Origin of the sequence: Bradyrhizobium sp. 195, assembly GCF_023101665.1 — a bacterium.
In the GTDB taxonomy this organism is placed as follows: domain Bacteria; phylum Pseudomonadota; class Alphaproteobacteria; order Rhizobiales; family Xanthobacteraceae; genus Bradyrhizobium.
The window spans coordinates 803,722-823,665 of the sequence record NZ_CP082161.1 but is presented as its reverse complement, the minus strand read 5'-3'; the positions used below and the strand labels follow the sequence as shown (position 1 = coordinate 823,665).

General features: G+C 64.9%; 18 protein-coding genes. 7 read left to right on the top strand and 11 right to left on the bottom strand.

Annotated elements, in window-relative coordinates:
* Positions 1–98: 98 nt before the first annotated feature.
* The 4 genes from IVB26_RS03855 to IVB26_RS03840 all read left to right on the top strand — a co-directional run bounded on the left by IVB26_RS03855 (position 99) and on the right by IVB26_RS03840 (position 4,663).
* A complete protein-coding gene (locus IVB26_RS03855) occupies positions 99–1,598 on the top strand; it encodes a D-alanyl-D-alanine carboxypeptidase family protein (RefSeq protein ID WP_247970649.1) in 1,500 nt (499 codons plus the stop codon).
* A 189-nt stretch (positions 1,599–1,787) separates the two neighbouring features.
* The gene (locus tag IVB26_RS03850; RefSeq protein WP_247970648.1) at positions 1,788–3,473 is read left to right on the top strand and encodes a long-chain fatty acid--CoA ligase; all 1,686 of its coding nucleotides are present in this window, start codon (positions 1,788–1,790) and stop codon (positions 3,471–3,473) included.
* 12 nt (positions 3,474–3,485) lie between these two features.
* Positions 3,486–4,058, top strand: a complete 573-nt coding sequence (locus IVB26_RS03845; RefSeq protein ID WP_247970647.1) for a DUF924 family protein — start codon at positions 3,486–3,488, stop codon at positions 4,056–4,058.
* Between the two features lie 119 nt (positions 4,059–4,177).
* Positions 4,178–4,663, top strand: a complete 486-nt coding sequence (locus IVB26_RS03840) for a peroxiredoxin (RefSeq protein WP_247970646.1) — start codon at positions 4,178–4,180, stop codon at positions 4,661–4,663.
* Positions 4,664–4,827: 164 nt separating this feature from the next.
* Here the strand turns inward: IVB26_RS03840 and rnhA are convergent, their stop codons facing one another.
* From rnhA to ispH, 3 genes are read right to left on the bottom strand one after another with little or no spacing between them, the layout of a single operon-like run.
* Positions 4,828–5,292, bottom strand: a complete 465-nt coding sequence (rnhA, locus tag IVB26_RS03835) for a ribonuclease HI (RefSeq protein ID WP_247970645.1) — start codon at positions 5,290–5,292, stop codon at positions 4,828–4,830.
* Positions 5,289–6,272, bottom strand: coding sequence for a homoserine kinase (locus tag IVB26_RS03830; RefSeq protein WP_247970644.1), 984 nt, complete (start codon positions 6,270–6,272; stop codon positions 5,289–5,291). The genes rnhA and IVB26_RS03830 overlap by 4 nt, the downstream gene beginning before the upstream one ends.
* Before the next feature lie 6 nt (positions 6,273–6,278).
* Entirely contained in the window at positions 6,279–7,247 is a 969-nt protein-coding gene (ispH, locus tag IVB26_RS03825; RefSeq protein ID WP_247970643.1) for a 4-hydroxy-3-methylbut-2-enyl diphosphate reductase, read from the bottom strand.
* Positions 7,248–7,490: 243 nt separating this feature from the next.
* Here ispH and IVB26_RS03820 point away from each other — a divergent pair, with 243 nt between their 5' ends.
* On the top strand, positions 7,491–8,186 hold the full coding sequence (locus IVB26_RS03820; RefSeq protein WP_026202531.1) for a DUF1013 domain-containing protein: 696 nt from the start codon (positions 7,491–7,493) through the stop codon (positions 8,184–8,186).
* Between the two features lie 149 nt (positions 8,187–8,335).
* On the opposite strand, the gene IVB26_RS03815 is transcribed toward IVB26_RS03820, so the two are convergent.
* The 5 genes from IVB26_RS03815 to IVB26_RS03795 form a co-directional block, all read right to left on the bottom strand.
* Complete coding sequence (locus IVB26_RS03815; protein WP_247970642.1) at positions 8,336–8,542, bottom strand: DUF6494 family protein; 207 nt, start codon at positions 8,540–8,542, stop codon at positions 8,336–8,338.
* 25 nt (positions 8,543–8,567) lie between these two features.
* Positions 8,568–8,837, bottom strand: coding sequence for a hypothetical protein (locus tag IVB26_RS03810; RefSeq protein ID WP_247970641.1), 270 nt, complete (start codon positions 8,835–8,837; stop codon positions 8,568–8,570).
* 234 nt (positions 8,838–9,071) lie between these two features.
* Positions 9,072–10,982 (bottom strand): propionyl-CoA synthetase, encoded by a 1,911-nt coding sequence (locus IVB26_RS03805; protein WP_247970640.1) that lies wholly within the window; start codon positions 10,980–10,982, stop codon positions 9,072–9,074.
* A gap of 372 nt (positions 10,983–11,354) precedes the next feature.
* Positions 11,355–12,740, bottom strand: coding sequence for a tetratricopeptide repeat protein (locus IVB26_RS03800; protein WP_247970639.1), 1,386 nt, complete (start codon positions 12,738–12,740; stop codon positions 11,355–11,357).
* Positions 12,741–12,924: 184 nt separating this feature from the next.
* The gene (locus tag IVB26_RS03795; protein WP_247970638.1) at positions 12,925–13,689 is read right to left on the bottom strand and encodes a tetratricopeptide repeat protein; all 765 of its coding nucleotides are present in this window, start codon (positions 13,687–13,689) and stop codon (positions 12,925–12,927) included.
* Positions 13,690–13,789: 100 nt separating this feature from the next.
* Between IVB26_RS03795 and IVB26_RS03790 the strand changes: the two genes are divergently transcribed.
* Both IVB26_RS03790 and IVB26_RS03785 read left to right on the top strand, forming a co-directional pair.
* Entirely contained in the window at positions 13,790–15,367 is a 1,578-nt protein-coding gene (locus IVB26_RS03790) for a cation:proton antiporter (RefSeq protein ID WP_247970637.1), read from the top strand.
* 216 nt (positions 15,368–15,583) lie between these two features.
* A complete protein-coding gene (locus IVB26_RS03785; RefSeq protein ID WP_247970636.1) occupies positions 15,584–16,354 on the top strand; it encodes a hypothetical protein in 771 nt (256 codons plus the stop codon).
* A 191-nt stretch (positions 16,355–16,545) separates the two neighbouring features.
* Here IVB26_RS03785 and IVB26_RS03780 read toward each other — a convergent pair whose 3' ends face one another.
* The 3 genes from IVB26_RS03780 to IVB26_RS03770 form a co-directional block, all read right to left on the bottom strand.
* Positions 16,546–17,352 carry an SDR family NAD(P)-dependent oxidoreductase gene (locus IVB26_RS03780; RefSeq protein WP_247970635.1) on the bottom strand — a complete coding sequence of 269 codons (807 nt, stop codon included), beginning with the start codon at positions 17,350–17,352 and terminating at the stop codon, positions 16,546–16,548.
* Between the two features lie 96 nt (positions 17,353–17,448).
* Entirely contained in the window at positions 17,449–17,862 is a 414-nt protein-coding gene (locus IVB26_RS03775; RefSeq protein WP_247970634.1) for a DUF1850 domain-containing protein, read from the bottom strand.
* Positions 17,823–19,943, bottom strand: a complete 2,121-nt coding sequence (locus IVB26_RS03770; RefSeq protein ID WP_247970633.1) for a TRAP transporter permease — start codon at positions 19,941–19,943, stop codon at positions 17,823–17,825. The genes IVB26_RS03775 and IVB26_RS03770 overlap by 40 nt, the downstream gene beginning before the upstream one ends.
* Position 19,944: the final 1 nt, after the last annotated feature.

Genomic DNA, 19,944 nt, shown 5'->3' with positions numbered 1-19,944 from the left:
TTGCGACGCCGCAAGCGGCGGCGCTGGATTTCAAAACCGAACATCAGATCACGAGAGCCGCCCGGAACCGGCGGGTCTCCAAGGACCGGAATCGGATAGTGCACGCCCTACGCCCGCTGCTTCGCAAATCGCTGTTCAACCTGTTCGCTGCGAGCCTCGCATGCGCCGCGCTGCTCGCGCCCCGCGCGGCGAGCGCCGAAGCGCTGCTGCTGATCGAGGCCGACAGCGGCAAAGTGCTGCAGGCGGATAACGCGACGATTCCCTGGTATCCGGCCTCCGTCACCAAGATCATGACCGCCTATGTGACGCTGAGGGCGGTCAAGGACGGCAGACTGACGCTCGACACGCTGCTCACGGTATCGCCGACGGCGGCCTCGCAATCGCCCTCGAAGATGGGGTTCCGTCCGGGAACGCAGCTCACCGTCGACAACGCGCTGAAGATGATGATGGTCAAGTCGGCGAACGACATGGCCGTGGTGCTTGCCGAAGGCGTCGGCGGCTCGATCGACGGCTTCTCAGCGATGATGAACGACACCGCCAGGAAGCTCGGCATGACGCAGACCAGCTACGTCAATCCGAACGGCCTGCCCGCCGACGGCCAGATCACCTCGGCGCGCGACCTCGGCATTTTGGCGCGCTCGTTCCTGCGCGACCTGCCCGAATACGAATACTTCGTGCACATCCCGGCGATGCGTTTCGGCAAGCGTGTCACCGGCAATTTCAACAAGCTGATCGGCCGCTATCCCGGCGCCGACGGTTTCAAGACCGGCTTCATCTGTGCCTCCGGCTACAATCTCGTGGCGTCGGCGACGCGCAACGGCCGCCGGCTGATCGCGGTGGTGCTGGGCGCGAGTTCCGGCACCGCGCGCGCGGTGAAGGCGGCGCAGCTGCTGGAGCGCGGCTTCGGCCAGGACAATCTGACGTGGCTGCGCCCCTCGCTCGGCACAGTCGATAACCTCGTGCCGGTCGACGCCTCGCCGCCGAACCTGCGCGACGAGATGTGCGGCGGCCATCGCAAGCGGCCGGCCAGCGACGACGACGATGCGCTGATTGCAGCCAATGGCGGCACGACCGGATCGGCCTCGGCCACCGGCGGCGAAGCCCAGGTCACCTTCTTCACCGCCGGCCTCCAGCCGCCCCTGATGAAGGCGTCCGAGCTGATGGCCTCGGCTCCGGCGGCGGCCGAGCCCGTGCTGGTCTATACCGGTCCGACCCGCACCGGCACCGCCCTGATCGCGGCGGTCGCGGCCGATGCCGACCAGCAGGCCGCGTCAAAGCCGCGTGGCAAGAAGTCGCGCGTGGCCAAGAAGCCCGACGCAGCCGACAAGCCGAAAGACGCGGGCAAGGACAGCAAGAAGGATACCAAGACGGCCGCGGCGAAGCCGGAGGCCAAGCCGGCTGCGGCCAAGAGTGACGGTAAGAGCGACGGTAAGAGCGACGCCAAGAATGTGGCGAAGCCGGCGGCGCCCAAGCATGCTGCCGCCAAGCACGATACGGCGGCAAAACCCGCCGAGAAGCCTGCGGCGAGCGGCGATCCGAAGCCCGCCAAGCCCAAGGCCGCGACCAAGCCCGCCGCCAAGCCGGCCAACAACAGTTGACGGCGTCCCTCAGCGCGACGGACGGCGCTTCGCACCTGCGGCAGCGCCGTTCGCGATGATTCCAGTAGCGACGCCCCGACCTTTGCCCTAAGCCTCGACCGCTTGCCACACGCTCCGGCAGGTTCGATACTGGCGGCAATGAGGCAAGCCCGAGACACAACGGGCTCTGGTCAACGAGGGGAGTTTTCCATGGAGCGCATCTGGCTCAAGCAATATCCGCCCGGCGTGCCGGCCGATATCGAGCCGACCCAATACGCATCGCTGGTCGACCTGCTGGAGGAGAGCTTCACCAAGTTCGCCGACCGCAAGGCCTTCATCTGCATGGACAAGGCGATCAGCTACCGCGACCTCGACCAGATGTCGGTCGCGCTCGCCGCTTATTTGCAGGGCCGCGGGCTGCAGCGCGGCGCGCGCGTCGCCCTCATGATGCCGAACGTGCTGCAATATCCGGTCGCGACTGCCGCGGTGCTACGCGCCGGTTTCGCCGTCGTCAACGTCAACCCGCTCTACACCCCGCGTGAGCTCGAGCACCAACTCAAGGATTCCGGCGCCGAAGCCATCGTCGTGCTGGAGAACTTTGCCCACACCGTCGAACAGGTGATCGCGAAGACCGCGGTGAAGCATGTCATCGTCGCCAGCATGGGCGACCTGCTCGGCTTCAAGGGCGTGATCGTCAACCTCGTCGTCCGCCGCGTCAAGAAGATGGTACCGGCATGGTCGCTGCCGGGCGCAGTATCCTTCAACGACGCGCTCTCGGCCGGCCGCGGCATGACCTTCAACAAACCAAAACTCTCGCCGGGCGACGTCGCCTTCCTGCAATATACCGGCGGCACCACGGGCGTTTCCAAGGGCGCCACCCTGCTCCACCGCAACATCGTCGCCAACGTCCTGCAGAACGACGCCTGGCTCCAGCCGGCGATGGCGGCGCCGCCGCATGTCGATCAGCTCATGATCGTCTGCGCGCTGCCGCTCTATCACATCTTCGCGCTGACGGCCTGCTACCTGCTCGCGGTGCGCGCCGGCGGCTGCAATCTCCTGATCCCCAACCCGCGCGACATCGCGGGCTTCGTCAAGGAGCTGGCGAAATACCAGGTCAACAGCTTCCCGGCCGTGAACACGCTCTACAACGGGCTGATGCACCATCCCGACTTCAAGAAGCTCGACTTCTCCAAGCTGAAGATCTCCAACGGCGGCGGCATGGCCGTACAACGCCCTGTTGCCGAGCAGTGGAAGGCGATCACCGGCTGCTTCATCGCCGAAGGCTACGGCCTGTCGGAGACCTCGCCGACGCTGACCTGCAATCCGGCGACCGCGACCGAGTTCACCGGCACCATCGGTCTTCCCGTGTCCTCGACCTGGATCTCGATCCGCGACGACGACGGCAACGAAGTCCCCCTCGGCCAGGCGGGCGAGATCTGCGCCAAGGGGCCGCAAGTGATGTCGGGTTACTGGAACAGGCCGGAGGAGACCACCAAGGTGATGACCGCGGACGGCTATTTCCGCACCGGCGACATCGGCGTGATGGACGAGAAGGGCTACACCAAGATCGTCGACCGCAAGAAGGACATGATCCTGGTCTCCGGCTTCAACGTCTATCCGAACGAGATCGAGGAAGTGATCGCGAGCCATCCGGGCGTGCTCGAATGTGCCGTGATCGGCATCCCCGATTCCAAATCGGGTGAAGCGGTGAAGGCTTTCGTGGTGAAGAAGGACCCCAACCTCACCGCCGAGGCGGTGATCAAATTCTGTCACGAGCAGCTCACTGGCTACAAGGTGCCCAAGCACATCGAGTTCCGCAACGACCTGCCCAAGACCAATGTCGGCAAGATCCTGCGCCGTCAGCTCCGCGACGAGAAGAAGGCGGAAGCGGCGTAAGCCGCACCGCCGATGACGGACGTCGGAGACATTGCGCCATCAGGCATTCTCGCCTTCTGGCGCGAGGCCGGCCGCGAGCGCTGGTACAAGCGCGACGACGCTTTCGACGCGGAGGTCAGGCGCCGCTTTCTCGCTGTGTGGCAGAAGGCGGCCGCCGGTGAGCTTGCATCATGGGAGAGGAGCGACGACGGCGCGCTCGCGCTGGTCATCGTGCTCGACCAGTTTCCCCGCAACATGTTTCGCGGCGATCCCCGGACGTTTTCCAGCGATGCGCTGGCGCGCGACGTCGCCCGCCGGGCCATCGATCGCGGCGTCGATCGCAGGATCAATCCCGTGCTGGTCGAATTCCTCTATCTGCCTTTCATGCATTCCGAGCACTTGCCCGACCAGGAGCATTGCGTCGCCCTGTTTCAAAATGCCGACAATGCCAACAAGGCTGACAATGCCGAGAACCTGAAATACGCCCGGGAGCACGCCGACATCATCCGGCGGTTCGGCCGCTTTCCACACCGCAACCGCGTCCTCAACCGTGACACCACCGAGGAAGAGCAGGCGTTCCTCGACGGCGGCGGCTTCGCCGGCTGATGACATCACGGTGAACGGCCCAAGGAGAGGCCCAAGCCCCACCGCTTCCGCCGCCGGCAATATTGTGCAGGCCCGCCGCTCGGTCTAAAAAGCGGGACCGATTTTCAGGGAGACTGACGATGGCGATCCAGACTGGCGACAAGCTGCCCGAGGCTAAATTCCGCGTGATGACGGCGGAAGGCCCGCAGGTGAAGACCACCGACGATATCTTCAAGGGCAAGAAGGTGGCGCTGTTCGCGGTGCCCGGCGCCTATACCGGCACCTGCCACAAGATGCATCTGCCGAGCATCTTCCTCAACGCCTACGCCCTGAAGGACAAGGGCGTCGACACCATCGCCATCGTCTCCGTCAACGACGCCTTCGTCATGAACGCCTGGAAGCGCGACACCGACCAGCGCGACGAGGCAATCTTCCTCGCCGACGGCAATGCCGAGTTCGCCAAGGCGATCGGCATGGAGCTGGACGCCTCCGCCAACGGCCTCGGCATCCGCTCCAAGCGCTATTCGATGCTGGTCGAGGACGGCGTGGTGAAGAAGCTGAACCTCGAAGCGATGCCCGGCAAGGTCGAGGTCTCCGGCGGCGATACGCTGCTGGGGCAGCTCTGAGCTTTAGGCACCGCTCTTAGCTAATTGACACTGTCATGCCCCGGCTTGACCGGGGCATCCAGTACGACGAGGCCTCTCGGCCCAATCACAAGCGTCTCTGGAATACTGGATCGCCCGCCTTCGCGGGCGATGACAGTTGAGAACCGGGCGACGACAGCGCGCCCCTACTCCGCCAGCCTTTGCTGCAACCGCGCCTTCACGATCCCGTCGCGCGCGAGCTGATCGGCGCGTTCGTTCTCGGGGTGGCCGGCGTGGCCCTTGACCCAGTGCCAGCGGACCTGGTGCTGCTTCAGCGCGGCGTCGAGGCGCTGCCATAGCTCAACATTCTTCACCGGCTTCTTGTCGGCGGTGCGCCAGCCGTTGCGCTTCCAGCCGTGGATCCAGCCGGTGATGCCCTGCCGGACATACTGGCTGTCGGTGTAGAGATCGACGGTGCACGGCTTCTTCAGCGCTTCGAGAGCGGAGATCGCCGCCATCAATTCCATCTGGTTGTTGGTGGTGTGGCGCTCGCCGCCGTTCAGCTCTTTTTCCTTGTCGCCGAACTTCAGGATCGCGCCCCAGCCGCCCGGCCCGGGATTTCCCGAGCAGGCGCCGTCGGTATAGATCGTGACATTGGGAAGCTCGCTCACGCGACCAGTCCTGACGGCATCAGCCCGTAATCGCGCGCGCTGGACACGCTCTGGTGAAAGCGCAGCTTGCGGAAATATTCCAGCGGATCTTTCGGCTTGACCAGCGCACCCTCGGGCACGTTGAGCCAGTCCACCAGCCGCGTCAGCAGGAAGCGGATCGCGGCGCCACGCGCGAGCAGCGGCAGCGCGGCCTCTTCCGCATCCGAGAGCTTTCGGACCCGGCCATAGGCATTGAGGAAGGCACGCGCCTTGGTGACGTTGAAGGAATGATCCGGCTCGAAGCACCAGGCGTTGAGGCAGATCGCGACGTCATAGGCCAGCATGTCGTTGCAGGCGAAGGTGAAGTCGATGATCCCGGAGAGCTTGTCGCCAAGGAAGAAGACGTTGTCGTTGAAGAGGTCGGCGTGGATCACGCCCTCCGGCAAATTGTTCGGCCAGACCCCGCTCGAGAGATAATCGAGCTCGGCGGCGAGAAACGCATGCAGGCCCGGCTGGACCTCATCGGCGCGGCTTGCCGCCGCGTCGAACAGCGGCCGCCAGCCCGACACCGACAGCGCATTGCCGCGCTTGATCGCAAAATTGGCGCCGGCCAGATGCATCCTGGCCAGCCCCTCGCCGACGCCGGCGCAATGCGTCGCGTTCGGCTTGCGCGGCCAGACGCCTTCGAGAAAGGTGATGATCGCGGCCGGACGGCCCGACAGTTCGCGCAGCGCCTCGCCGTCTCTGCCCTTTACCGGCAGCGGGCAGTTGACGCCGTGCTCGGCCAGATGCGTCATCAGCGCGAGGAAGAACGGCAGATCGTTCTTCGCCACGCGCTTCTCGTAGAGCGTGAGGATGAACGAGCCTTGCCCCGTGTGCAGCAGGAAGTTCGAATTCTCGACGCCCTCGGCGATGCCCTTGTAGGAGAGCAATTCGCCGAGATCATATTGCTTCAGGAAATCCGCAAGCTCGTCGGCGGCAACGTCGGTGTAGACCGCCATAAAAGTCTACTCGGCGGCAGCTTCAGGGCGCACCTGACGCGGCAGCGGGAAGAACTCGTTCTCCTCCGCGGCCGAGACCGTCTCCACATGCAGCGTGTAGCGCTCGGCGAACGCGTCCATGATCTCTTCGACGATCACCTCCGGCGCGGATGCGCCTGCGGTGATGCCGAGGCTCGAGATGTTGCCGAACTTGTCCCAGTCGATGTCGGTGGCGCGCTGCGCCAGCACCGCGATCCCGCAGCCCTCGCGCTCGGCGACCTCGCGCAGGCGCTGCGAGTTCGACGAGTTCGGCGCACCGACAACGATCAGCGCATCGACCACCGGCGCCACCTTCTTCACCGCGAGTTGGCGGTTGGTGGTGGCGTAGCAGATGTCTTCCTTGTGCGGCCCGTTGATGTTCGGGAAGCGCTCCTTCAGGAGCGCGACGATCTCCGCCGTGTCATCGATCGACAGCGTGGTCTGGGTCACGAAGGCGAGGTTGTTGGGGTCCTTCGGCGCAATGGTCTTGGCGTCCTCGGCGGTCTCGATCAAGGTGACGGCGCCGGTCGGAAGCTGGCCGAGCGTGCCGACCACCTCGGGATGATGGGAGTGGCCGATCAGGAAGATCTCGCGGCCACGCTTGAAGTGGATCGCGGCCTCGCGGTGCACCTTGGTCACCAGCGGGCAGGTCGCATCCAGCGAGAACAAATTGCGGGACTGGGCGTCGGCCGGAACCGATTTCGGCACGCCGTGGGCCGAGAACACCACCGGTGCGGTGGTGTTTTCCGGGATTTCGGCCAGCTCCTCGACGAAGATGGCGCCCTTTTTCTTCAACCCGTCGACGACGTACTTGTTGTGCACAATCTCATGGCGAACATAGACCGGGGCGCCGTATTTATCGAGCGCCCGTTCCACGGTGTCGATCGCCCGGACCACCCCGGCGCAGAAGCCGCGGGGAGAACAAAGCACGATCTTGAGGTCTGGTTTGGCTGACATTGAGCGATCTCGGGACCGAATCACCCCGCCAAATGGGCGGGAAGCGGTCGATGGATGGAATGGGGCTTGGGTACGGGCTTACAGGGAATTGGGCCCCCTTTCGGGCGCTGTCAAGGCACTATCTATAGCAGAACCATTGCGTGGCTACCCCCTCCGGGCTTATATAGCGCGAATTCCCAGTCATCGCTGATGACCACCGGCTTCGCCTCCAGAGGGGTGGGCGAAGCACAAAGGAGATTTGCCATGAGCAACGCACCTCTGATGCCCAAGGCGACCGCCGTCTGGCTGCTCGACAACACCGCGCTGACCTTCGACCAGGTCGCCGATTTCACCAAGATGCATCCCCTCGAGGTGCGCGCGATCGCCGACGGCGATGCTGCCCAGGGCATCAAGGGCATGGACCCCCTCTCCAACGGCCAGCTGACCCGCGAGGAGATCGAAAAGGGCGAGAGGAATCCGGATTACCGCCTCCGCCTCCAGGAGAGCAAGGTGGTGTTGCCGCCTCAGCCCAAGCGGAAGGGCCCGCGATACACCCCCGTCTCGCGCCGCCACGAGCGTCCGAGCGCCATCCTCTGGCTGCTGCGCAACCATGCCGAGCTCAAGGACGCCCAGATCATGCGCCTGGTCGGCACCACCAAGAGCACGATCGCGAGCGTGCGGGACCGCACCCACTGGAACACCTCCCAGCTGACCCCGATCGACCCTGTCACCCTCGGACTCTGCTCGCAGATCGAGCTCGATTTTGAGGTGGCACGCGCGGCCAAGGAGAAGCCGATCGACGCAGCCTATGGCGGCGCAACCCTGCTGCCGGCGTCCGAGACCACCAAGAAGGACGAGTTCGAGCCCGCCGAGCGATCGAGCGACGACCTCAACCTCGACGCCGTATTCGCCAAGCTGAAGACGCTCGGCGGCAAGAAGCAGGAAGACGAAGAGGAGTGAGGCTCCGGCTTCGCGCCGAACGTCCACATCGATTCGAACGCGGCGGAGCCATCCGCCGCGTTTTTGCTTCGGGACACGGCACACGGACGACACGGGCCGATCACTCGAAGATGAAGGTCAGAACGACGCTTATTCCACGGCGGGGCGGCTCAGCTGAGCTCGATCACGTCGTCGATCTCGTGGACGAGCCCGACACCATCGATGGTCAGGACCATTTTCGCGTTGAGCTTCTCGCGTCCCTGGATCCGGCCGGCTGCGATCGCATCGCGCACGGCCTTCTCGATCTCGCGCTGCGAGGTGACCCCGACTTGCTTGAGGAATTTACGTAAAGATGTGTTGAACTGGTCCTCGTTCATGACGACCTCCGTTGACCGGGACGACCTACGGCCGCTCGGGATGGTTCAGCATGTATTCGCCGAGGTCGCGCTGGCGACGGTCGGCACGCGCGGTGGCGGCGTTGCGCTGGACGTCGCGGTCCTTGCGGCAGGCCACGTATTCGGGCGAGCCCTGCGCATAGCCGCGGCTCTGACAAACCGCGTCGTCATCGTCCCCGCCCACCGCCACCGGCGTCTGGTAGCGCGCGGAGCAGGCGGAGAGAGCGATGGCGAGCAGCACAGCTGCAAGCAGGCGCGGCGCGGCGGCGAGTGGCATACGAGGTCCCCTGTTGGCCGGCCCTGTTTAGCGCGGAATGCGGAGAATGTAAGTCCCAGGAGGCCGTTCCGCGCACGCTGTCATTCCCCGCGAAAGCGGGGAATCCAGTACGCCGCGGCGGTCATTGGGTCACACTGCTGCTGCGGCGTACTGAATCACCCGCTTTCGCGGGTGATGTCGGCGGAGGTTGGGTAGCGGCCCCGCGTCTCACTGGCATGACCGCCAGAGCAAACCTCACACCCTCCCCTTCAGCGCCTCCCCGATCTCGTCGAGCGTCTTGGGATCTTCGATGGTCGCCGGCATGGTCCAGGGCTCGCCGTCGGCGATCTTCTTGATGGTGCCGCGCAGAATCTTGCCGGAGCGCGTCTTGGGCAGCCGGCCGACCGTGATCGCGAGCTTGAAGGCGGCGACCGGGCCGAGCTTGTCGCGCACCAGCGCGACGATCTCCTTCTCGATCTCAGCTGGCGCACGCTTCACGCCGGCCTTGAGCACCAGGAAACCGCAGGGCACCTCGCCCTTGATCGCGTCCTTGACGCCGAGCACCGCGCATTCGGCGACATCGGGATGCGAGGCAAGGATCTCCTCCATGCCGCCGGTGGAGAGCCGATGTCCGGCGACGTTGATGATGTCGTCGGTGCGGCCCATGACGAAGACATAGCCGTCCTCGTCCTTGTAGCCGGCATCGGAGGTTTTGTAATAGCCGGGGAATTCGGTGAGATAGGCTTCCCTGAAACGCTCGTCCTGATTCCACAGCGTCGGCAGGCAGCCCGGCGGCATCGGCAGCTTGATGACGATCGAGCCCATGGTGTTGGGTCCCACCGGCTTGGCCGCCTCGTCGACGACATCCACCTGGTAGCCCGGCATCGGCACCGTCGGCGAACCATGCTTCACCGGCAGCATGCCGAGTCCGACCGGATTGCCGGCGATGCACCAGCCGGTCTCGGTCTGCCACCAATGGTCGATCACCGGCACCTTCAGTTGCTGCTCCGCCCATTCCACCGTCGGCGGATCGGCGCGCTCGCCGGCGAGGAACAGGGTGCGGAATTTCGACAGGTCGTATTGCCGGATGAACTTTCCTTCCGGATCATCTTTCCGGATCGCGCGGAACGCGGTCGGCGCGGTGAAGAAGGCAACGGCCTTGTGCTCGGAGATCACGCGCCAGAACGCGCCGGCGTCGGGCGTGCCGACCGGCTTGCCCTCATACATGATCGTCGTCGCGCCGTGCAGCAGCGGGCCATAGACGATGTAGCTGTGACCGACAACCCAGCCGATATCGGAGCCGCACCACCACACCTCGCCCGGCTTGACGCCGTAGAGATTGAACATCGACCATTTCACCGCGACGAGATGGCCGCCATTGTCGCGCACGACGCCCTTCGGGATGCCCGTGGTTCCCGAGGTGTAGAGGATGTAGAGTGGATCGGTCGCGGCAACGCCCACGCAAGTAGCTTTCTTGCCGTCGTTCAGCGCCTTGCGGCGCAGGCTCGCCCAATCATAGTCGCGGCCCGGGGTCAGGTCGCAGGTCAGCTGCGGACGTTGCAGCACGATGCAGGCCTTCGGCTTGCTGCCGGCAAGCTTGATCGCCTCGTCGAGCAGCGGCTTGTACTGCACGATACGGCCGGGCTCGATGCCGCAGCTCGCTGAGAGTATGAGTTTCGGCTGCGCGTCGTCGATGCGAGTGGCGAGCTCTTTCGCAGCAAAGCCGCCGAACACCACGGAATGCACCGCGCCGATCCGCGCGCAGGCGAGCATCGCGACCACGGCCTCCGGCACCATCGGCATATAGAGGATGACGCGATCGCCCTTGGCGACGCCAAAATCCTGCATGATGGCGGCGAGCGCCTGCACCTCGTTCAGCAGTTCCGCATAGGTCAGTTGGGTGACGCTGCCCGTCAGCGGTGAATCATGGATCAGCGCGACCTGGTCGGCGCGGCCGCGTTCGACATGGCGGTCGAGCGCGTTGTAGCAGGTGTTGGCGACACCGCCCGTGAACCAGCGGCCGTAGGTTCCCTGCGAGGCGTCGAAGATTTTCTTGGGCGGCTCGATCCAGTCGATCTCTTTCGCCGCCTCGGCCCAGAAGCCATCGGGGTCGGCGAGCGAGCGCGCATGGACCTCATGATAGAGACTCTTGCCCTGGATGTTCATTCCCGCGCTCCCGTTCCCTTTATTCGGCTGGCCCTGAACCTCGTGGCAGGACGGGCGTGCCGCCATGACCAGGATCAAGTGCCGGCCTTGTTTGAGGGCTATTTTCCCGGGAACGGGCCGCGGTTCAAGCTGAAAAGAATGGGGCTTTTGGTGGAGGCGGAGTCGCTGCGGCAATGGTGGTTGCTCCCTCTCCCGCTTGCGGGGGAGGGCTGGGGTGGGGGTGCCTCCGCGTCGGGATTGCCCGAGGCGTTAGCTGCAAGTCTCCAAGAGGAGAAAGCCCTCACCCGCCGCGCTCTTCGAGCGCGTCGACCTCTCCCGCAAGCGGGAGAGGTTACGGAGCCAGCCGTTTAACTTCGGCTTCTCAAGCGGCTCTCAGCTCTCCATCGCATTCAGCTTCTGCAAGCGATCCTGCATGATTTTCTTCAGGTCGTAGCCCGGACGACCAAAGCTGGCGTTACGGGTGACGAGGAAATCGCGCTGGGTCTTGCGCAGCTCGCCAGCCGCGCGCTTGCCCGCCGATTTCAGGACGCGATCGTAAGTCTCGGCGATCTGGCGGTCGAGCACGCCCAGTTGCGGATCGGCGCAGATCACCTTTTCGACCTCACGCTTGGCCGTCGCGCATGGAAAGGACGGACCGTTGCCGGACGCCGCATTCAGCGCCCGCGGCGGTTCAGTGCCGAATTTCGCGATCTCGGCGATCATGGCGCGGCGACCGCTCGCGGCATTGTCGTTGGCGGGGTCGAGCCGCAAGGCCGCCTCGTAGTCGGCCAGAGCCTTCGCGCGCTCACCCATTTTCTTGTAGAGCACGGCGCGGTTGTTGTAGGTCTTCGCAAAGTTCGGATCGAGCTTGAGGGCGGCATCATAGTCGCTCAAGGCAGCCCCGAGCTCGCCCTTGAACTGGTAGGAATCGCCGCGATTGGTCAGGAAGTTCGGGCGCTGCTCCCGCCGGATCGCCTGGTCGTAATCGGCGATGGCCTTGTCGTATTCGCCCATCGCGGCATAGACGAGACCGCGATTGTCGTAATATTCCGGCACCTTCGGATCGAGCCTGATCGCCTCGCCGTCATCGGCGACCGCCTTGTCGTAGTGGCCGAGCTTCTTCCAGGCCGCGCCACGGTTGGTGTAGGTGCGGGGCCGGTCGGGGTCGAGCCGCAAGGCCTCGTCGAAATTCTTGATCGCCTTTTCGTTGTCACCACCGAGATAATAGGCCACGCCGCGGTCGGACCAGGCCTGCGCATAATCCGGCTTCAGCTTGATCGCCCGGTCGTAGTCGGCGAGCGCGCGGTCGAGCCGGCGCTGATTGGTATAGACGACACCGCGCAGCTCAAAGGCCTCCGCATTCTCAGGATCGAGCTCGATCGCCTTGCTGAGGTCAGCAGCGGCGCGATTGAGGTCACCGCCGGCCTCGCGCAGGAGGTCGCCGCGCAGGCGCCAGGCCGTTGCATCCTTGCCGTCGAGCGCAATGGCGCGGTCGATGTCCCTCAGGGCCTGGGTGAGGCCACCCGAGCTCCGCGCATTGGCGTCAGCACGGACCAGCAGCGCCGCGGCGCGGTCGGAAGCGGAATTGGCGGCTTGGTCGATGATGGTGCTGCAGGCCGGAATCAGCTCCGCCGGAGCGGCCTTGCTCCCCATCACGCAATCGGTGGCGGCAGAGGCCGGGGCGGCAAGAACGAAGCTCATTGCCGCGCTGAACAGAAAGATTCGCAGCGAAGTTTTGGCAAACGAAGACGTTTGCGCGGAAGGATACGTACCGCACATGGCAGAGAGCTCCGTGACGTCGGGTTCTCACCATTGTCGCGGCTGGCAAGGGATGGGTTCAATTCGGGCCTGTCCACGCCGTCATGGCCGGGCTTGACCCGGCCATCCACGTCTAACCTGGGGCTGAAAGCACTTGGATGCCCGGGATAACCCGGGCATGACGACCTCTCTTCGAGCAAAGCCCTCAATACCCATCCACCCCGTTGAGCCGTTGCAACCGCTCCTGCATCGCCTTCTTCAGATCGTATCCCGGCTGGCCGAAACCGGCATTGCGGCGGGCAATGAACTCGTCCTGCTCACGCTGGAGGTTCTTCGCTTCCGCCGGATTGCGCGCCTCCCTGATCGCACGCGCGTTCGACCCAAAAATCTCGCGATCGAGATCGGCGAGTTCGCGATTGCCGCAGATCGCCTTCTCCACAGCCCGGGCCGCACGCCTGCAATTGAAGCTGGGCTTGCCGGCGACGGCCATCTGCGCGCCGATCCGCTCGATCTCGCGCGCCATCGCCTTGTGATTGGCCTTGGCCTTCTCGTGGTTCGGGTCGATCTTCAGCGCCGCGCCGAAATCCTGCACCGCCTTGGGCTTGTCGCCCTTCTTGAGCCAGAGCTCGCCGCGCGCATTGAAGATGTCGGCAAGCGTCGGGTCGAGCAATAGAACGCGGCTGTCGTCGGCAATGGCACGGTCGATCTGGTCGTGCCGCGCATAGAGCGCCGCGCGCGCGATCAGCGCCTTGATCAGATCCGCCTTCACCGTCTTCTCATTGTCGATCACGGCGGCGCAGGCCGTGGCGGCCTTGTCCATGTCGTCGGCCGCGGTCGCCGCGAGGCATGACGCGACATCGAGCTGGATCACCGCAGCCGGCTCGCCGCCGGTCGCAGCCTGAGCGGCGGCGAGCGAGAGCGCGCAAAGCAATACGGCACCTGACGATTGAATGAGTTTTTGAAAACGCATGCTCGCTGCAGTCGGAAGTCTTGCTTTCGGACCTGACTTAACCCTTGCCTTGGTTCTTGCCTCGGGGCCGTACTATCTACGGCCGGATTGGTGCTAGCTTGTGGCGCCGCTCATATCGGCTGCGGGGATCATCGTGTCGACATTCGAATGGATCATCACGCTTCTGCTCGGCGCCGTTGCCTTATCGGCGCTGGCGCGGCGGATCAAGGTCCCCTACCCGACCTTTCTCGCCATCGGCGGCGCACTGATCGCCTTCGTGCCATCCAGCCCGTCCTGGGCGCTGGAGCCGGACCTGGCATTGGCGCTTTTTGTCGCACCGGTGCTGCTCGACGCCGCCTTCGACACCTCGCTGCGCGATCTGCGCAACAATTGGGTTCCCGTCTCGACCCTCGTCGTCGCCGCGGTCGGCCTGACCACGGCCGGCGTCGCCTTCGTCGCGCACCGGCTGATGCCCGATATGCCGTGGGCCGCCGCGGTTGCGCTCGGTGCCATCGTGGCGCCGCCCGATGCGACCGCTGCGGTCGCGATCCTGAGCCAGGTCAAGCTGCCCCACCGCATGGTGAAGGTCCTGGAAGGCGAGAGCCTGCTCAACGACGCCACCGCGCTGCTGATCTATCGCATCGCGGTCGGCGCGGTCGCCGCCGAGCATCTGACATGGAGCCAGGTCGCGCCGACCATGGCGCTGGCGCTGGTCGGCAGCGTTGTGGCGGGACTCGTCGCAGGCCGCATCATTCCGCTGTTCATGGAGCGCGTGACCGAGGCCCCGAGCGCGATCATCGTGCAATTCGCTACCACCTTCATGATCTGGATCGCCGCCGAACATCTCGGCCTCTCCGGAATCCTCACCATCGTGGTCTACGCCATCACCCTTGCGCGCACGGCAGGGGCGCGCATGCCGGCGCGGCTGCGGGTGCCGTCCTATGCGGTCTGGGAGACGATGGTGTTCGTGCTCAACGTGCTCGCCTTCATGCTGATCGGCATGCAGATGCGGCCGATCTGGACGCGGCTGGACGCGAACGTGCGCTGGGAATATTGCGTGGCAGCGGCCTGGATCCTGCTCACCGTGGTGCTGGTCCGGCTGCTCTGGGTGACGTTCTACCGCACGACCTTGCGTGTGCTGGTCGCGCAGGGGATCTATCATCCGAAGGATCCGAGGCAAGTCGCTTCGGCCAAGGGCGGCCTCATCATCTCCTGGTGCGGCATGCGCGGCCTCGTCACGCTCGCCACCGCTTTCGCGCTACCGGAGAATTTTCCCTATCGCGACTTCATCGTCTTCATCGCCTTTGCGGTGGTGCTGGGATCGCTGGTGATCCAGGGCCTGACGCTGCGACCGCTGATTCTGGCGTTCGGCCTCAAGGACGACGATCCCGTCGGCACCGAGGTCGCGCACGCCCGCGCCGTCGCCTATCGCGCCGCGCTCGATGCGATCGAGAGCGATCCGTCGGAGGAAGCGGAGATCCTGAGGCTCGAATATCGCGCCATCCTGATGCAGGCCGAAAACGATCCCAACGGCGGCATCGCCAATGGCGAACTGCCCGCCGATCCCCTGCGCCGCCGCGCCATCGAGGCTGCCCGCAAATCGATCTTCGATCTCCGTGCCACCGAGGTGATCGGCGACGACGCCTTCCACCGGATCGAAGAGGAGCTCGATCGCGCGGAATTGAGCGCGGGGGGATGAGGCACATACAAAACCGGTGTCGTCCCGGACAAGCGCGCCCTTAGGCGCGCGCCGATCCGGGATCCATAGCCACAGGGAGAAGTTGGGCGAAGACTCGGGGTTACCAGTTCGCGCGGTAATTCGACCCTGTGGTTATGGGTCCCGGGCTCGCGCTACGCGCGCCCCGGGACGACAGCGGAATTTGAACCAAACCCCTTGTCCCCAGACTCACTCCTGATGACGACCCTGACCGACGACCGTCGTGTACGCGCGCGAGATGCGTCGCCTGCACGGCATTTTTATCTGCATATGTCCCTAGCCTGCGCGGCCACTGCATTTTTTGGCTTCGCGCCGACCTATTGGGTTCCGCTCGCCAACCGGACGTTGTCCGCAAGCCCCGTGATTCACTTTCACGGACTCTTGTTCTTCACCTGGTCTCTCTATTTCGTGTTCCAGACCTGGCTCGCAGCCTCGGGCCGCGTCGTCAATCATCGTTCACTCGGCATCGCCGGCGTGTCGCTCGCGACCGCGATGACGATCTTCGGCTTCCTCGCCTCCGTGCACGTGATGCAGCATGCCGCAGCGCTCGGCCAGAAAGACGCCGGCATCGGCTTCTCGATCGTGCCGATGAGCGGGATCGCGTTCTTCGCGATCGTGTTCGTTCTCGCGATCATGAACACGCGCAGGCCCGAGACTCACAAGCGCCTGATGCTGCTCGCCGCGGTCTCGATCCTTGATGCCGCGATCGCGCGTTGGTTTCTGACCTTCCTCGCGCCTCCGGGACCGCCCGGTCCGCCGCCCGTGCCGGTGACGATCGCGCCGGCTGTCGTCGCATCGCTCCTGCTCGTCGTCGCCATGGTGCGCGACTGGCGCAGCGAAGGCCGCGTGCATCCGGTCTATATCTATGGCACGCTCGCGCTGCTGACGGTGAAGGTGCTGAACTGGCCGATCAGCGAGAGCGCGGCCTGGCATGCGTTCGCCGGCGGGATTCTGGCGCTGGCGCAGTAGGTTTCCAAACACTCCGCTGTCGTCCCAAGCATTAATCTCAATCCGTCACCCTGAGGTGGCCGCTCCTTCAGCGGCCCTCGAAGGGCGACGGCCCGGCTGCAGCAGCGGGGCCGTTCATCCTTCGAGGCTCCCGGCGCGATGCTCGTGCATCGCGCCACTCGCACCTCAGGACGACCGGGCTGGTAGAAGTGCTACGCCCCCGCCTTGCACGTGATCCCACCATCGACCACCAGCTCGATCCCCGTCACATATTTCGACTCGTCCGAGGCCAGGAACAGCGCGGCGTTGGCGACGTCGAAGGCATCGCCCATGTGTCCCATCGGCACTTGTGCGTCGCGGGCACGCCACATCGCTTCGACATCGCCCTTGGCGTAGCTGGCGGCAAGGCCTGCGGAATGTTCGACCATCGGCGTCTTCATGAGGCCGGGCAGGATCGCATTGACGCGGACGTGGTGGCGCGCGAACTCGATCGCGGTCGTGCGCGTCATCTGGTTCATCGCCGCCTTCGAGGTGCCGTAGGTGACGTAGGAAATGCCCATGTGGCGGATCGAGGCGATCGAGGAGATGTTGATGATCGAACCGCCGCCCTGCTTCACCATGACAGGGATGACATGCTTCATGGCGAAATAGGCGCTCTTGAGGTTGACGCTGAAGACGCGGTCCCAGCTCTCCTCGGTCACCTCGACCACGCTGCCCATCTCGGCGATGCCGACATTGTTGTCGAGAACGTCGATGCGGCCGTAGGCCTTGAGGCACGCCGCCACCATCGCCTCGATCTCGCTCGCCCGCGAGACGTCGGCAGTGAAGGCGATCGCCTTGCCGCCTTCGCCGGTGATGATCTTTGCGGTCTCCTCGGCCGCAGTGCCGTTGCGATCGACGCAGAACACCTGCGCTCCCTCGCGCGCGAAGGTCACCGCGGTCGCCTTGCCGTTGCCCCAGCCGGGACCGATCGAGCCGGCTCCCACCACCATCGCAACCTTGCCCTTGAGCCGATCCATCGCGTGTCTCCTTTGTTGTTGTTCTTGTTGTAGCCCGGATGGAGCGCAGCGCAATCCGGGGCCACTGTTCCCGGATTGCGCTGCGCTCCATCCGGGCTACGGATCTTTGCAGACGCTCATCGCCGTGACGTTAGCACCAATGGGATGCCCGACAATCTCCGACAGCGTCCGGCACTTTCCATCATGGCACAGCCGCCACTCCCCCGCCGCGCCGGAATTGCCGAGCACGACCTCCCGCATCGGCGCCCGCTTCGGCTGCCACTGAAACCAGCCGTCGACGAGCCGCGCCTCAGGCGGGGGCTCCATGCCGGGGCCGGTGCCCTTGACGCGGGCCTGCACCAGTTCGAGACCGGCGGGCGTGACGCGCCAATCCTCCTGCCAATCGACCTTCGCGATCGAATGCGTCCAGACCAGCGTGAAGGCGGACAACGCCAGCGCCTTCACGCCGAAAGCCGTTGCGAAGCAGAGGCTCACACCGCTTCGACCGGCGCCGGCGGGCGCTGCCGCCATTGCCACAGCACGATCGCCGCCGCGAGCACGAACCCCGCGGTGTCGCTGAACGGAAACTCGCCGAGCAGGCAGAACGCAGCGCCGAGCGCGACGAGGCGCTCGACCAGCGTCAGCCGCGTGAACAGGAAGCCGATCGCGACCATGCCGAACAGGCCGATCGCCACCAGCGCCTTCAAGGTCGCGAGCGCCACCGCGCCATAGAAGCCAAGCTTGGCCGCCATGGGATCGCCGGCCTGCAGCATCAAGGCCGGCGAATAGACGAAGATGAAGGGGATGACGTAGCCGGCGAGCGCGATGCGCATCGCCTCCCAGCCGATCTTGTCCGGGTTCTCCTTGGCGATCGGCGCCGCTGCGAGCGCCGCCAGCGCCACCGGCGGTGAGAGGTCGGCCATGATTCCGTAGTAGAACGCGAACATGTGGCTCGCGATCAAGGGCACCCCTAGCTTGGCCAGCGCGGGCGCGGCGAGCGCGGCGGTGATGATATAGGTCGGAATGGTCGGGATGCCGGTGCCGAGCAGGATCGAGAGCAGCATGGTCATGATCAGTGCGAGGAACAGGCTCTTCTCGCCGAGCCCGATCACCCAGCCCCCGAAGATGGTGCCGACGCCGGTCTGCGACATCATGCCGATAATGACGCCGACGATGGCGCAGGCCATGCCGACGGTGATGGCGGATTTGGCGCTCTCGGCCAGCGCGTCGCGGCACTCGCGCAGGGCCTTGAACCCGCCGCGGACGAACGCGGTGATCACGATGAGCCCGACGACGACGCTCGCGACCGGGACGATCTGGAGGCCGTCGCGCGACAGCGCGGCGACGACGAGCGCAAGGCCGATCCAGAAGATGTAGCGGATCACATTCGAGGATGCGCCGGTCGTGATAGCGGTGCCGAGGATCAGCGTCACCGTGAGAGCAAGGCCCATGCTGCCGGCATAGAGCGGCGTAAAACCTTCGAACAGCATGTAGACCAGCGCGGCCAGCGGCAGCACGAGATACCAGCGCGTCACCAGCGCCTTCCAGGCGCTCGGGATCTCTGAGCGCTTCATGCCGACGAGACCGTGCTTGCCGGCTTCCAGATGCACCATCCAGAAAGCGGACGCGAAATAGAGGATCGCCGGGATCGCCGCCGCCTTCACGATCTCCGAATATTGCACGCCGAGCGTCTCGGCCATGATGAAGGCGACCGCGCCCATCACCGGCGGCATGATCTGTCCGCCCATCGAGGCCGTGGCCTCGACGCCGGCCGCGAACGCGCGGCGATAGCCGAACCTGATCATCAGCGGGATCGTGAACTGGCCGACGGTCACGACATTGGCAACGCCCGAGCCGGAGATGGTGCCCATCATGCCCGAGGCGAACACCGCCACTTTCGCAGGTCCCCCGCGGGTGCGGCCGAACAGGCCGAGCGAAACGTCGGTGAAGAGCTGAATCATGCCGGCGCGCTCCAGGAACGAGCCGAACAGGATGAACAGGAAGATGTAGGTCGCCGACACGTAGATCGGCACGCCGTAGAAGCCCTCGGTGCCGAACGACAGATGCGTGACGATCTGATCGAAATCATAGCCGCGATGATTGAGCGGCGACGGCAGATATTGCCCGAAGAACCAGTAGACGAGGCACGCGCCGCACATCAGCGGCAGCGCCGCGCCCATCAGGCGCCGCGTGCCCTCGAAGATCAGCACCGCGAGCAGCGTGCCGACCACGAGATCGAGCCGCGTCGGGTCGCCATCGCGCGCGATCAAATCGGCGTAGAAGATCCACTGGTAGAGCCCGCAGAGAAAACCGGCGCCGCCGATCACCCAGCCGAGCGCGCGGCCGAAATTGCTCTTCGCGGTGAAGTTTGCGATCAGGCCGAAGGTGAGCAGAACGAGGAAGCCGACATGGACACCGCGAACCACCTGGCTCGGCAGATAATTGAAGGCAGCGACATAGAGCTGGAAAGTGGCGAAGGCGATGCCGATCCAGTAGGCGAGCTGGCCCCACCAGCCCGGACCAAAGCCTTCGGGAAAGCCGTGCTCGAAATTGTCGAACTCGACTTTGACCTTGTCGGGCGCAGCTGCGGTGCCCTCTGCTTTTTCCAGCATC